This window comes from Motiliproteus sp., from assembly GCF_965230735.1.
In the GTDB taxonomy this organism is placed as follows: Bacteria; Pseudomonadota; Gammaproteobacteria; order Pseudomonadales; family Balneatricaceae; genus Motiliproteus.
Map to the genome: position 1 here is coordinate 2685302 of NZ_OZ246016.1, position 13130 is coordinate 2698431.

Annotated in this window: 10 protein-coding genes; 3 read left to right on the forward strand and 7 right to left on the reverse strand. The window is 56.8% G+C overall.

Annotated elements, in window-relative coordinates:
* Nucleotides 1–42: 42 nt before the first annotated feature.
* The 3 genes from ACO05M_RS12465 to dctP all read right to left on the reverse strand — a co-directional run bounded on the left by ACO05M_RS12465 (nt 43) and on the right by dctP (nt 3176).
* Complete coding sequence (locus ACO05M_RS12465; protein ID WP_421863243.1) at nt 43–1332, reverse strand: TRAP transporter large permease; 1290 nt, start codon at nt 1330–1332, stop codon at nt 43–45.
* A gap of 139 nt (nt 1333–1471) precedes the next feature.
* Nucleotides 1472–2020, reverse strand: coding sequence for a TRAP transporter small permease (locus tag ACO05M_RS12470; protein WP_421863246.1), 549 nt, complete (start codon nt 2018–2020; stop codon nt 1472–1474).
* 148 nt (nt 2021–2168) lie between these two features.
* The gene (dctP, locus tag ACO05M_RS12475; RefSeq protein ID WP_421863249.1) at nt 2169–3176 is read right to left on the reverse strand and encodes a TRAP transporter substrate-binding protein DctP; all 1008 of its coding nucleotides are present in this window, start codon (nt 3174–3176) and stop codon (nt 2169–2171) included.
* A gap of 432 nt (nt 3177–3608) precedes the next feature.
* Here dctP and ACO05M_RS12480 point away from each other — a divergent pair, with 432 nt between their 5' ends.
* Nucleotides 3609–4661 (forward strand): GlxA family transcriptional regulator, encoded by a 1053-nt coding sequence (locus tag ACO05M_RS12480; protein WP_421863251.1) that lies wholly within the window; start codon nt 3609–3611, stop codon nt 4659–4661.
* A gap of 25 nt (nt 4662–4686) precedes the next feature.
* Here ACO05M_RS12480 and ACO05M_RS12485 read toward each other — a convergent pair whose 3' ends face one another.
* The 4 genes from ACO05M_RS12485 to ACO05M_RS12500 all read right to left on the reverse strand — a co-directional run bounded on the left by ACO05M_RS12485 (nt 4687) and on the right by ACO05M_RS12500 (nt 9228).
* Nucleotides 4687–4887, reverse strand: a complete 201-nt coding sequence (locus tag ACO05M_RS12485) for a hypothetical protein (protein WP_421863255.1) — start codon at nt 4885–4887, stop codon at nt 4687–4689.
* Nucleotides 4888–4909: 22 nt separating this feature from the next.
* A complete protein-coding gene (locus tag ACO05M_RS12490) occupies nt 4910–5437 on the reverse strand; it encodes a glycine cleavage system protein R (RefSeq protein ID WP_421863258.1) in 528 nt (175 codons plus the stop codon).
* 245 nt (nt 5438–5682) lie between these two features.
* A complete protein-coding gene (locus ACO05M_RS12495) occupies nt 5683–7482 on the reverse strand; it encodes an acyl-CoA dehydrogenase family protein (RefSeq protein ID WP_421863261.1) in 1800 nt (599 codons plus the stop codon).
* Between the two features lie 111 nt (nt 7483–7593).
* Nucleotides 7594–9228, reverse strand: a complete 1635-nt coding sequence (locus ACO05M_RS12500; protein WP_421863264.1) for an acyl-CoA synthetase — start codon at nt 9226–9228, stop codon at nt 7594–7596.
* Between the two features lie 267 nt (nt 9229–9495).
* On the opposite strand from ACO05M_RS12500, the gene ACO05M_RS12505 reads away from it, so the two are divergent.
* Nucleotides 9496–12429 carry a cache domain-containing protein gene (locus ACO05M_RS12505; RefSeq protein ID WP_421863266.1) on the forward strand — a complete coding sequence of 978 codons (2934 nt, stop codon included), beginning with the start codon at nt 9496–9498 and terminating at the stop codon, nt 12427–12429.
* Nucleotides 12419–13129 carry a response regulator transcription factor gene (locus tag ACO05M_RS12510; protein ID WP_421863269.1) on the forward strand — a complete coding sequence of 237 codons (711 nt, stop codon included), beginning with the start codon at nt 12419–12421 and terminating at the stop codon, nt 13127–13129. Before ACO05M_RS12505 ends, ACO05M_RS12510 begins: the two co-directional genes overlap by 11 nt.
* The last annotated feature ends 1 nt before the right edge of the window (nt 13130 follow it).

Sequence of the window (13130 nt, forward strand, 5' to 3'; positions counted from 1 at the left end):
AGCGGGCGGTTGCCAGACTATGGGAGTTCCGTCAGCTAACGGTTACCCCATCAACCAGTTCGGCAGGAATAGCGATACTTCTGGCACATAGGTCGTGATCAGTAGGGTCGGGATCCAGGCGAACAGGATCATCATCAGGGTCGGGTACAGCATCGACTTAACCGGCACCTGAGTTACACGTGAGCCCAGGTACAGCAGCGGCGCAGTTGGTGGGGTGATATTTCCCATCCCCAGGTTGACGCCGACAATGGCGGCAAACTGAATCGGGTCGACCCCCAGCTCCAACACAATTGGGAACAGCAGCGGCGACGCCAGCAGCACGCCGCTGACATCGTCCATCAGCATCCCCACCAGGATCATCACTACGTTGATCATGATCAGCACGATGATCGGGTTGTCGGAGACCGAGAAGATCAGCTCTTTGGCCAGTTCGGGGATGTCTTCGAAGATAAACAGTCGGCTGACGATCATCACCATAAAGAACATCACCATCACCACACCGGTGGTGGTGGCCGATTGCACCAGGGCTTCTTTGAAGTTGCTGACATTAAGGCCCTTATAGATAAAGAACCCGACTGGAATGGCATAGATCACCGCGATACCAGCCGCTTCGGTCGGCGTCATGATACCGCCGTAGATACCGCCAAGAATCATAAAGGGCATCAGCAGCGCCGGCAGTGCGAAGCGGGACTTTTTCACCACGTCACCCACCATGTCATCCGAGCGGGGCATCACTTTGATGTCCTTGTGTTTGCGCAGCATCACGTAGTTGACGATACATAGCAGCACCACCAGGATCATTCCCGGTACGATGGTGGCCAGAAAACACTTCAGTACCGATTGACGGGTCACCCAGGCATAGATGATCTGGATCGCACTGGGCGGGATCAGCAGGCCCAACGGCGCAGCGTTAGTGATCAGCGCGGCCGACAGCCCTTCGGGGTAATTGGCCTTGCGAAGCTGCGGCATCATGATGCTGCCGATACATGTCAGGGTTGCGGTGGCGCTGCCGGCGATGGAGCCGAATACCGCACTGGCACCCACCGAGGTATAAGCCATACCGCCTTTAAAGCGGCCCACAAACAGTTCGGCCAGTTCCACCAGCGGCTGCGCAATCTTGCCGCGCTCCATGATGGTGCCCGCCATGATAAACAGCGGGATGGCCAGCAGCACCAGCACGTTCATGCGCCAGTGGCCAGAAGTGAGAAAACCGGCCGGATCGTGGTCGCCGGTCAACGACATATAGATCAATGCCAGGCCGAAGGCGAACGGCACCGGAATACCGGCCACCAGCGCCAGGCAGATCACCAGAAGTGTCAGCAAAATAAGCATAATAATTTTCCGTTTTGCAAAGCCCGACACGCAGCTCGCCAGATTAGGAAAGCTGTACGGCATTCAGGCGTTGAAAAGCTTGGGATAACGGGATCGAGCAGTGGATTCGCAACCGCCCTATCAACCGTGACGGACCGGGCTACAGATGGGGCGGCGCCTCATCGGCCTCCCACTCTTCGGTCGGGCCATCGCGTAAACCGCTATACAGGTGCAGCGCGGTGTAGAAGGTCATCAACACAAAGCCGAGAAAGATGCCCAATTTGGGGATCGCAAAAGGCAATCCCAGACCGGTGGTGGTTTGCCAATCCGGGTAGTAATTGACCTCCTCCATCAGCATCAACCAACCCCAGTAGGTCAGTACGCAACCGATCAGCACTTCAACAAACAGCGTGATATTAATCACGATCCATTTGGTTCTGAGGTTATCGATTAACGATAAAAGGAAGTCGGCTTTGACGTGGGTATTCTCATAGCTACCCATTGCGCCACCCAGAAAGTAAACCCAAAAGGCGATCATCAACACCCACTCTTCGTAGGCAAATAGATCCGCATCAAACAGGTAACGTAAAATCACGACGCAGAAGAAAACTGCAGCCATCACCAGGCTGGCTGCAGCCAGAAAATATTCTTTGGTCCGTAGAAGAATATTTACCAGCCCGCCGATCGGTTTCGGTATATTTAAATGCATACCCCACCCTTGTATTCATTATTGTGCAGGCAAGAGTCTGATCCCCTGTCGATTAAACAGAGCGTTGTTCAAAGCAGGATCAGTCAGGAAGACGGGCCATCACGTTGAAACACGGATGGCCCAAACGAAGCGCTAGGATTCGTGGCTATCAGATATCTGCGACAACCTGGTCCAACACCTCTTTACCCAGGCGCTCTTCCAACTTCGGCCAGGTTTGGGTACGGATCTTCTGGGCGATCGCGCTACGCTCAGCATCGGTCAGCGGCAGAATCTCAACGCCGAACTCTTGCAGTTTTTTCAGGTTGGTCAGATCGTTCTCCCGGCTCCAATCGACAAAGGTGGCGGCCGCTTTGGCGAACACGTCGGCGACAACCTTACGCTGCTCGTCGTTCAGCTTTCTTTCCCAGGTCTTTTTGCTGGCGTAGTAAGCGGTATTCTCGACGAAGGCGTTGTAGGGTACGTAGTGACTGATGGCTTCTTTGAAGGTGGTGTAGGTCGCCTCCGGCGTCGCACCGATCATGCCGTCAACCACCCCTTGCTGAATCGCCGGGAAGGCATCACCCCAGTCGATGGTGGTGGTGGTATAACCCAGATCATGGGTTGCCAGCTTGGCCGCCTGGGCGCTCCAGACCCGCACGTTCTGGCCCTTGGCGTCGGTGGATTGGTAATTGTCCGGCTTGGACGATGACATCACACCGATAAAGCCTTCACCAGTCACGCCCAACAGCTTCAGACCCAGGCGGTCCATGCGCTGATCGAACAAGTTGTAGAAGTTGGAACCCGGGCTGAATACCTTTTCCATCTCATCGTAACTGGAGACCAGGTACGGCAGTGAATTGATCTCCAGTACCGGATCTTTGTGGCTGTAGACGAAGGCGTGAACAATATCGATGCTGCCGCGAACTGCCTCGCCCATCAGCTGTTCACCGGATCCCAGCTGACTGGCCATATGAAGTTTGACTTTGAGATCGACACCGGCACCCTCCAGATCTTTCTTAATCTGGCGCATCACTTCGGAAGCATACTGGTCAGGGGCATGGGTAGTGGCAATCCGCAGCGTAGTAGCGGCCTGGGCTGAGGTTGCCAGCGTAGCGCCAATCATCAACGTTCCTGCGGTAATGGCTTTGAGGTTGAAGCGGTTAAACAGTTTCTTCATGGTATGCTCCACATCATTCTGTAGATGGTTATTTTTATTTTGCATCGCGAAGGAGTTGCTTAATTAAAAGCGGGTGGATGAACTCGTTTTCTTATTCTCCGTCCCCTTTCCATCGTCGGCGCTTAATTTTTATAACCCTCACTGACGCAATGTTCCACCCCACGAAAAACAGCGAATTTATTTCAAATAAAGTGAGTTGTTTTGAGATGTAAACAAGAAGTAACAAGCCGCTCTATAACGCTGTTTTTACAACTCAAAAACCATTACCAAGCTATTTACGTCAAGATTTTGTAAATAGAAAATTACAACTCATAGATACTTATGTAATTAACCGTTTACATCTTCGAACAACTCTTCACGTTTAATTGCCCTTCTCTGTTCTGCGATATAATTCAGGGGTAATATCTGCTGAAGCAGTTGAGGGTCGGATCGATGCAGGAACAAAAAGACAAACGCCATTTCAGCGATAGCATGCGCCATACCAACAGCGCGTTTTTACCGGCGGATCAAACACCAGCAGAACTGACCCGAGTGGGTTTTGTGCTGCAAGAGCACTTTTCGCTGATGGCCTTTACAGCCGCCGTCGATGCACTAGTTACTGCCAATCTGGTGCGTTCCACCCCCTTATTCGAATTCAGTACTTACGGAATGGGCTCGCTAACGGTGAAAAGCGACCTGGGTATCAACATCTCAACCAACGCTCGAATCGACCAGTTGCCGGTCGATAGCGATCAGGCGCTTCAGATGTTGATCGTCTGTGGCGGGTTTCGCTGTTCGTTGCGGGAAAATTCGGTTCTGACCCAGAAACTCAAAGCCGTGGCGAGATCCGGCACAGTGCTGGGGGCACTTTGGAATGGTACCGTACCGCTGGCCCAAGCCGGGTTACTTGACGAGCAGGAATGCGCCCTGCATCCGGATAACCACGCCTTTATGCGCGAACACTTCCCCAAGGTGCGATTGTCGGATCAGGTCTGTGTGATCACCGAGGGACGCGCCACCAGTGCGGGACCGAGTAGTGCATTGGATATGATGCTGGCCCTGATCGAACGCAGCCAGGGTCGGGACACGGTTCGTGCGATCCGCGAAATCCTCAACAGCGACCAGATGGCGGAAAACCGTGATCAGCAACCGCTGCAAAGTGACGAAGAAGCCAGCTTTCCCGAGCCCCTTAAAGACCTGCTGCAGCTGATGGAATCCAATATCGAGGAGCCGCTGAGCATCGATGAGTTGGCATCATTAGCCGGGGTATCCCGACGCCAGGTTGAGCGGCTGTTTCAGAGCCATCTCAGCAGCAGCCCCTCGCGCTACTACCTCGAACTGCGAATCACCCATGCCCGCCGTCTGCTGTTACAGGGAAGCGATTCGATTGCCAATATCGCCTTGGCCAGCGGGTTCGTCAGCTCAACCCACTTCAGCCATTGCTACAAGGATTACTTTGGTCTGTCGCCCAGTCAGGCCAGGCAACAGAAATCCACCTGCGGATGATTCCAAGGACGCCTAGAGCGCTGCTTTACCAGCGCACGACCCTAAGGACCAGATCATGGGGACTGTCGTCCTCCACCACGCTGACCCGATAGTCTTCCCGTTCGCCTCCGGAAACCAGCAGCACGAGGTTATCGTAGGGCTGGTCGTCACCGGCTAACCGAACCCGGTAGTCACAGGGCTGATCTTTCTCAACCAATCTGACTCGAAAATCGTAGTTATCCATCATCCTGACTCCGTCTGATCCGTGCTTAACTGACATCCGCTTCCACTGATTCTAGATCCAGTAGAAGCTCTGGCGCCAATTCGGCCAGGGCATGGGATAGCTGATCACAACTGACCGATACCGGCACGTGGGTGTCGAAGCAGGCGTGGAAGATCGACTCGTTACTCATCGGCGCCGGTTTGCAATGGCTGTCGAGGCTATTGATCGAGATGCCCAACGAGCGCAGCGCTTCGCTGATCTCCGCAATGACGCCGCATCGATCCGGTCCGACAAACTTCAGCTGCAAACCGTAGTTTGGAATCTGGCGCGTCGGTTTTGCCTCGGCCACCCTCACCTGCAAGCCCTGGCTTTGCAGTTGTTGCAGCCCCTGCTTCAGCGCCATGCTATGTTCCTTGGCGACACTGACCTGCAAGGTTCCGGCAAATTGTCCCTGCAAACGGCAGAACTGACTGGCAAGCCAATGTCCGCGAAGTTCCAAAACCCGTTGCGAAAGCAGTTCCACCAATCCTGGACGATCTTCGCCGATCAGGCTGATAACCAGGGTTGTTTTCATTATTTTCACCTCCGTCACATCGACAACAATCTACCCATCACGACGGTTTACTCATCGCGACAATCCACTCATGACAACAATGGATGGCCGCAGACTAAAGGATGCTGATTAGAGGCGTCTGTTTGAACGCGACAAGAGATAGGCGATTGCGTCAGCCGAGCGGTGACGATAGTGGTAGCAATGTCGACAGACAAAAAAAGGCAGCGTTTAAGCTGCCCTTGTTCGATCGGATCTAGCCGCAGTGATTACTGTTCAAAGCACTCTTCACCGGCCATTGCTGATAGCGATTCTGCGGCACAGATTTCCGCCAGGTAACCGACTCGCGGAAGTAGCTGGACTGCGAAGAACTCGGCACTTGAGATCTTGCTGTCCCACAGTGGATCCAGTGCTTGGCCGGACTCCTCGGCCTGGCGCTGCAGCTGAGCGGCGGCCACCGCCGCCTGACCCAGCAGACCACCGCCAACCAAAAAGCCGCTGAGCATCAGGAAGTGGACGCAAATACCGGCGTTCAGTTCGGCCCGGTCGTTGCCCTCTTCCAAAATCTTGCGCAGCGCCGAACTGGCTGCATCGATCGCCTTGAGCAGTTTACGACCGGTCTTGGCCAGACGCGGATCGGATCCGGTTTCCAACTGACGCGCCGTCTGGGTCAGTTCCGCCAGCAATGAACGGTAGCTCTCGCCCTGGTCCATCTGCAGCTTACGGCCGATCAGATCCAGCGCCTGGATACCGGTGGTTCCTTCGTAAATCGGCAAAATCCGTGCATCACGGAAATGCTGAGCGGCACCGGTTTCTTCGATAAAGCCCATACCACCGTGGATCTGCACGTTCAGGCTGGTCAGTTCCTGGGCAAACTCGGTCATCCATCCCTTGACGATCGGCGTCATCAGCTCCGCCCTCAACTGATGGGCCTTGGCCTGCTCGGCATCACCAGCGATCTGGGCACGATCCAGCTCAGCCGATGCGACCAATGCCAGCGCACGCATCGCTTCGCTGCCGGTCTTGAGGGTCAACAGCATTCGGCGCACGTCCGGGTACTCGATAATCGGCTTGGCACTGCCGTCGGCTCGCTTACCCTGGGTGCGCTCACGGGCATAGGACAGACCCTGCTGGTAGGCACGCTCGGAGATCGACAGGCCTTGCAGACCGACCGACTGGCGGGCGCTGTTCATCATCGTGAACATGTACATCAGGCCACGATTGGGCTCACCGACCAGGTAACCGATCGCACCACCCTCGTCGCCAAAGCTCAGCACGCAGGTGGGGCTGCCGTGGATGCCCAGCTTGTGTTCCAGCGACACACAGCGAACATCGTTCATCTCGGCCGGTTCACCGTTCTCATCCAGCAGGAACTTGGGCACCACAAACAGCGAAATACCCTTCACCCCTGCCGGCGCATCCGGCAGGCGGGCCAGCACCAGATGAACGATATTGTCGGTCATCTGATGGTCACCCCAGGTGATAAAGATTTTCTGACCGCTGATGCGGTAGTGATCGCCCTCAGCCACGGCTTTGGTGCTGACCGCCGCCAGATCCGAACCGGCATTGGGCTCGGTCAGGTTCATAGTGCCGGTCCAACGGCCACTGATCAGGTGCTCAAGATACTGCTGTTGCAGCACCTCGCTACCGTGGGCACAGAGAGCTTCGATGGCCCCCTGGCTCAGCATCGGACAGAGCGCAAAGGCCATGTTGGCCGAGTGCCAGATCTCGTTGACCGCGGTACCCAAAACTTGGGGCAACTGCTGACCACCGAACTCCTCTTCGGCGGTCAACGAGGTCCAACCGGCCTCGGCAAACTGCTGGTAGGCTTCGCTGAAGCCCGGCGTCTGTTGCACGCCCTGCTCATTCAAGGTCGCGCCCTGCTGGTCGCCGACGCTATTGAGCGGCGCCAACACTTCGGATGCGAAACGGCCGGCTTCGCTGATCACGGCGCTGGCCAGTTCCTGGTTGACCCCATCGAGGTTCAACTGCTGGCTCAGCTCATCGAAGTTGACCAGATTCTCGAGGATAAACTCGGCATCGCGGTAGGGATGGAAGTAATCAGACATAACAACTCCCGAGCCGGCAGTGATTGACCATCACCGGCATCGTTATCGGTAGAAAATGGGAAAATCCGGCTACCGCCTGTAGCGGCAGCCGGTAGGAACGGATGACAACGATCAGTCTTCGTTGGCCCGGTCGCGCAGCTCGAACTTCCGGATCTTGCCGGTGGAGGTTTTCGGCAGACCACCGAACACCACTCGAGACGGCGCCTTGAAGCGCGCCAAATGCTCGCGGCAGAAGTCGATGATGTCCTGCTCGGTGCAGTCTTCGCCGTCTTTCAGGGTGACGAAGGCGCAAGGCGTCTCGCCCCACTTCTCGTCTGCCATGGCTACCACGGCGGCTTCGGCGATCATCGGGTGACGGTAGAGCACGTCTTCCACTTCGATACTGGAAATGTTCTCACCGCCGGAGATGATGATGTCCTTGGAGCGATCCTTGATCTCGATGTAACCGTCTTCGTGCCAAACCGCCAGATCACCTGAGTGGAACCAACCGCCGTCAAAGGACTTGGCTGTGGTGGCCGGGTTCTTCAGGTAGCCCTTCATCACCAGGTTACCGCGCATAAAGATCTCACCCAGGGTCTTGCCGTCGCGAGCCACCGGCTGCAGCGTGGTCGGATCGGCAACCATCAGACCGTCGAGCATCGGCGCACGCACACCCTGACGGGCTTTGAGCTTAGCTTTCTCTTCCAGCGGCTGATCATTCCATTCGTCGTGCCAGGCACAGACAACCGAGGGGCCGTAGGTTTCGGTCAGACCGTAAACGTGGGTGACTTCGAAGCCCATGGACTCCATCCCTTCGATAACAGCGGCAGGCGGCGCAGCACCGGCGGTCATCACCTTGACCTGATGCTCAATGCCGTCCTTCATGCTGTCGGGGGCATTATTGAGCATGTTCAGTACGATCGGTGCACCACAGAAGTAGCCGACCTTCTCAGCCTTGATCAGCTCGTAGATCGCATCGGGACGTACCTGACGCAGGCAGACATTGACCCCGGCCATCGCTGCGACGGTCCAGGGGAAACACCAGCCGTTGCAGTGGAACATCGGCAGCGTCCACAGATAGACCGGATGCTGACCCATGCCCCAGGAGACGGCATTGCTGATCGCATTCAGGTAGGCGCCACGGTGATGGTAGACCACCCCTTTCGGATCACCGGTGGTACCGGAGGTGTAGTTCAGCGTGATCGCATCCCACTCGTCGCCCGGCAGCTGCCAGTCGTACTGGGGCTCACCCTGATCGAGAAACGCTTCGTAATCCAGCTCGCCCAGCAGTTCGCCGCTGGTCCAGGTCGGATCATCGATGCCAACCACCAGGGGCTTTTCTTCCAGCTTGGCCAGGGCTTCATTCACCACTTCACCAAACTCTTTGTCGACGAACAGCACCTTGGTTTCGGCGTGTTTGAGAATAAAAGCAAAGCTCTCGGCATCCAGGCGAATATTGATGGCGTTCAATACCGCTCCGCACATCGGTACGGCGAAGTGCAGCTCGAAATGCTCCGGAATATTGGGGGCGATAATCGAAACGGTATCACCCTTGCCGATGCCCTGCTTGCTCAGTGCGCTGGCCATCTGCTGGCAGCGCTGGTAAGTCTCGGCCCAGTTGCGACGGACCGGTCCATGAACCATCGCCGCACGATTGGGATAAACAGAAGCTGCGCGCTCAAGAAAGCTCAGCGGCGACAGCGAGGAAAAATTAGCGGCTTGCTTATCAAGGTCGCGCTCGTAGGCGCTGCTGTTGTTATTAACCACGGTTAGTGCTCCTTTTCTGGCGTGCCAGCAACACGGTATGCCCTTGACCATCCTCACTGATGAGCAAGCGGATACCTCGAATAACACCAAACTAGCGTTGCAGCGTAACTGGACTATTGCCCAAATCTAACCAAATGTAACATTCGTCGTTTTCGGCACTTTCTTTGTGCTAAAGTCGCGTCCCAGTCGATCAAAATCGCTGCTTCCTTGTCGGGCCGAGCCATGCCGTTTGGGCACTCGCGCCCAGATCAGTTCACCGGAAACACCATGCGACTACCGTTTCGCCTCTCGGCCATCACCACCCGATTCTTTGCCTTGATGCTGGCAATGATTGCCACGCTGTTTGTTTCCTTTTACTGGTATTCGGTACCACTGATCGAAGAAAAGGTAGTTGAGATCGAGCACAACGCCAGCCGTATCGCCCTGAACAACATCTACGAGCTGGCCACCCGGATGCACCTGGATGCCGAGGGCTACCGTCAGCAGGCGCTCGAATCACAAAAGCAGCGACTGGAATCGGTTGTCAGTCTGACCGGCGACTTCATTGCCAGCCTTCAGGATATCCTGGGGCAACAAGGGTATACCGAGGCTGAACTCTGGCCGATGATCTTTCAGCAGTTGCGTCATTTCAGGGCAGATCAGGATACCTATCTCTGGATTGCCGATTACGATTACCGGCTGTTGTCCCACCCAACCGACGCCTTCGATGGCCGTGATGCGGCTCAGCTGCGTGACAGTGATGGACGGCTGATCGTCCCCAATCTGGTCGAATTGGCGATCAACGAAGGGGAAGGTTTCTACCCCTACCGCTGGCCCAAACTGGGGCAAAGCCGCGAACTGGAAAAGTACAGTTATGTCCGTCACTTTCCGCAATGGGGCATCGTGATCGGTTCCGGGGTTTACCTGGACGAGATCGAGCAGCAGATCGAGAATCAGAAACTCAAGGCCCTGGATGAGCTACGACGCGCCTTCGAGCAGATCACCATCGCCAATAACGGCTATCTGTTCGTGTTCGACCCCCAGGCCAACATGTTGATTCACCCCAACCCCAACATCGACGGCCACAACTTCGCCCAGCTCAACAACCCGGTCAGCGGGCGCCCTATCGTTGACGATTTGATCGCGGTTTCCGACAGTGGTACTGAGGCGATCTATCGCTGGGACAGCCCGGAAGACCCGGGCAACTATGTCTATGACAAGCTCTCGCTGGTGCGCCATATTCCCGGCTTCGACTGGTATATCAGCTCGTCGGTCTATGTCGATGATCTACGTTCTAGCGCCGAGCTGTTGAGCACCCGGATCATGGTGATCGCCGCGCTGGCGCTGATACTGGCGTCACTGATGGCGCTGATCTTCGCCGACTGGATCACCGAGCCGATCCGGCGTCTGTCCCGGACCGCGGCCAAGGTCAGCCGCGGCCAACTCAATGCCAAGAGCGGCATTCGCCGCAGTGACGAGTTGGGGCTGCTGGCCGAGTCATTCGACTCGATGGTCGATCAGCTGTCGGGCAATATCCAGACCCTGGATGAGCGGGTTCAAAAGCGTACCGCCCAGCTGCAAAGCTCCAACCAGGAGCTGTTGCGCGCCTTCGATGATCTCCAGGCCACCCGTGACGAACTCGAAATCCTGGAGCGGCGGCAGCGGATGATTCTCGACGCACTGCCGGCGCAGATCGCCTATATCGACACCAAACAGCGTTTTGTGTTTGCCAACCGCGGCTACGCGCAGATGTTCGGCCTGGAGAAGCAGAAGGTTGTCGGCGAACGGGTCGAGACCGTTCTCGGCACCAGCATGTATGAAGAGGTCCGCCCCCACATTGAACAGGCGCTGGCCGGCCACAGCCGTAACTACGAACACCGTGCGGAGCGTAACGGCGAGCCGCTGATCACCCGCCGGATGCTACTGCCCTTCTACGATATTCGCGGCGGTGTCAGCGGTATTCTCAACCTGTCGATCGACATTACCAAAGAGAAGCAGACCGAAGCCCGTCTGGCCGAAGCCAACCGGATGCACGCGGTCGGCCAGATGTCCGGCGGAATCGCCCACGATTTCAATAACCTGCTGACAATCATCCTGGGCAACCTGCTGGAACTGCAGGAGAAGCTCGAGCAACCGGCACTGGCCGATCGGCACCTGGCCCCCGCCGTCCGTGCGACCCGACGCGGTGCCGACATTACCCGACGCTTGCTGGCCTTTGCTCGCCGCCAGCCCCTGGCACCGCAACGTCTGCCCTGTAAACAGCTGCTGGCGGAACTGCAGCTGCTGCTCAGCCCCTCACTGCCGGACAGCATCGAGCTGGAGATTTCGCTGGCCGCCAATACTCCCGCGGTCGATGTGGACCCGGGAAGATTTGAGGATGCGCTGGTCAATCTGGTGCTCAACTCGCGCTATGCGATGACCGACGGCGGCAAACTGCTGCTGCGGGTCGCGACCCGGCATATCGAACCGGCATCGGCCAACGAGCTGAACTTTGATGAAACACCGGCAGCCGGTGCCTATGTCAGCTTCAGCGTTATCGATCAGGGCGGCGGCTTTGCCGATGAGGCCCTGATCCGGGGTTTTGAACCCTTTTTCACCACCAAGCAGACCGGCGCCGGTTCCGGGCTGGGTCTGAGTATGGTCTACGGTTTTGTGAAGCAGTCACTCGGCTACATCAGGCTGGCGAACCATGGTGCAGGTGCAGAAGTCGAGATCCTGCTCCCGGCGGTTGAGGTCGGCTCAGAGCCGCTGGCGCTGCCCACACACCCGGCTCACAGTGAGTCAGCAGGTACGGCCGCACCTGAGGCAGCCGTCCCAGCCGGCCATGACAAGGGGCTGATCCTGCTGGTGGAAGATAATCAGGACCTGCGTAGCCTGATCCGCGATCAACTGATCGAGCTGGGGATGCTGGTCGTCGAGGCCGCCAATGGTGATGAAGCCCTGAACCTGCTGGGCAGCATCGACAACCTTTACGGGGTTGTCACCGATCTGATGTTACCGGGCAGCGCTCAGGGGATCGATGTGGCACTGGCGGCCAGCCGGGTCCAGCCCCAGGCGCTGCAGGTGCTGATGACCGGCTACAGTGAAGCACTGGACGACCCGAGGCTGGAAGACCGTCCCCTGCTGCTTAAACCCTTTGATAAGACCTGTCTGCAACAGGCGCTGGCACAGGCCCAGCAACGCCTGCGCAGCTATTCAGGGAGCGACAACATTGAGCACTGAAGCGCTGATCTACGTCATCGAGGACGAACCCGATCTGGGCCGTCTGATCACTGAGACCCTGGTTGATTTCGGCTATCGGGCACAACTGTTCACGACCGGCAAAGAGGCGGAGCGATCGCTGCTTCGCGACCGCCCTAACCTCTGCGTGATCGATCTTGGCCTGCCGGACATGGACGGGCTCAATCTGGTACGGCAGCTCCACGACGATGATGAGATGGGCATCATTATCATCTCCGGCCGGGCCAGCCTACCCGACAAGGTGCTGGGGTTGGAACTGGGTGCCGATGACTACCTGGCTAAACCGTTCGAGCCGCGGGAGCTGATCGCTCGTGCCAAGAGCATTCTTCGCCGGATCGGTCATAGCGAAAAGGAGATCGACCAGCAACTGGCCCACTTCGGTGACTGGACCTTCCATAGCAGCAACCTGACCTTACGGCACCAGGATGGGCGGATCGAAAACCTCAGCGCCACCGAAGCCAAAATGCTACAGGTATTGTTCAACAGCAGCGGCCGGATCATCAGCCGGGACCAGCTGCTGGGGGACTATCTGGAACCCTACGATCGCAGTATCGATGTCAGAATCTCACGACTGCGGAAGAAGATCGAAACCGATCCGCAGCAACCAGAGCTGATTAAAACCATCTACGGTGCCGGTTACATGTTTACCGCCAAGGTAACCTGGAGCAAGGACGCAAGCTAAG